The sequence below is a fragment of the Pseudomonas guariconensis genome (assembly GCF_024127895.1).
Lineage (GTDB): Bacteria > Pseudomonadota > Gammaproteobacteria > Pseudomonadales > Pseudomonadaceae > Aquipseudomonas > Aquipseudomonas guariconensis_B.
This window is the reverse complement of record NZ_JAMYBK010000063.1, coordinates 1-1,444: the sequence shown is the minus strand read 5'-3', so window position 1 is coordinate 1,444 and position 1,444 is coordinate 1. Positions and strand designations below refer to the sequence as shown.

The 1,444-nt window shown below is 66.3% G+C and carries 1 protein-coding gene; it reads left to right on the top strand.

Going from position 1 to position 1,444, the window contains the following annotated elements; translation table 11 throughout:
- The coding region (locus NJF35_RS24545) for a type VI secretion system Vgr family protein (protein WP_253091616.1) at positions 1–1,444 on the top strand (1,444 nt) is incomplete at both ends.

Sequence of the window (1,444 nt, the reverse complement as noted above, 5' to 3'; positions counted from 1 at the left end):
CGTTGCACCTGGAGCTGGTCAGCTTCGACGACGATGTCGCCTTCGGCGAACTGCTCGACAAACCCGTCCTGTTCACCCTCTGGCGCGGCGAACGCCCGTTGCGCTACGTGCACGGCCTGGTCAGCAGCTTCAGCCAGGGCGAGAGCGGTTTCCACCGCACCTACTACCACGCCCTCGTCGAACCCCAGCTGGCCCGCGCCAGCCTGCGCTCGAACTGGCGCATCTTCCAGCAAAAGAGCGTCCCACAGATCCTCGAACTGATGCTCAAGCGCCAGGGCATCACCCAGTTCGAGCTGGGCACCAGCTTCGAGCACCAGGTTCGCGAGTTCTGCGTCCAGGCCGGCGAGACCGACCTCGAGTTCATCACCCGCCTGGCCGCCGAGGAAGGCTTCGTCTACCGCTTCGAGCACAGTGCCAAGCAGCACAAGCTGCTCATCACCGACCGGCTGCTGTCGCTGGGGCTGATCAGCCGAGGGGCCCGCGAGCACGACGACGAGGATGACGGCTTCTTCGAGGACGATGAACCCACCGCTCCCCACACCGTGCTGTACCTGGCCAACAGCGGCGGCGACCAACCCAGGCCCTGCCTGCGACGCCTGCGCTACAGCGAACAGGTGCGCAGCACACGCCAGGTGCAGCGCGACTACACCTTCACCAACCCTGGCTACCGCCAGGAACATGCCGCGAACGCCCCTGAGGTCGTTCACCCGGCGCTGGCGTATGAACGCTTCGACTACCCCGGCCGCTACAAGCGCGATGCGGTCGGCAAGCCCTTCACCGAAACCCGCCTCACGGCCCTGCGCCATGACGCCCGTATCGCCGACGTCAAGGGCGACGACGCGCGCCTGCAACCGGGCCTGAGCTTCAACCTCGTCGGCCACCCGCGCGAAGACCTCAACGCGCACTGGCGGGTGATCCGCGTCACCCATGAGGGTTCCCAACTCACCAGCCTCGAGGAAGAAGCGGCCGGTGCCCATCAGGGCACACGCTACGAGCAGAGCGCGGTGCTGGTTCCCGGCATGGCCGAGTGGCGCCCCGAGCCCCAGCCCAAGCCGCGCATCGACGGCCCGCACATGGCCACCGTGGTCGGCCCGCCCGGTGAAGAGATCTATTGCGATGAGTGGGGCCGGGTCAAGGTCAGCTTCCCCTGGGACCGGGAAAGCAAGGACAACGAGTTCAGCTCCTGCTGGGTGCGGGTGTCGCAAGCCTGGGCCGGGGGTAGCTGGGGCTCGATGGCCATCCCGCGCATCGGGCAAGAGGTGATCGTCCAGTACGTCAACGCCGACCCCGACCAACCGATGATCATCGGGCGCACCTATTGCGGCAACCAGCTACCGCCCTACGAACTGCCCAAGCACAAGACGCGCATGACGATCAAGAGCCAGACCCACAAGGGCAAGGGGTTCAATGAACTGCGCTTCGAGGATGAGCTGGGGCAGGAGGA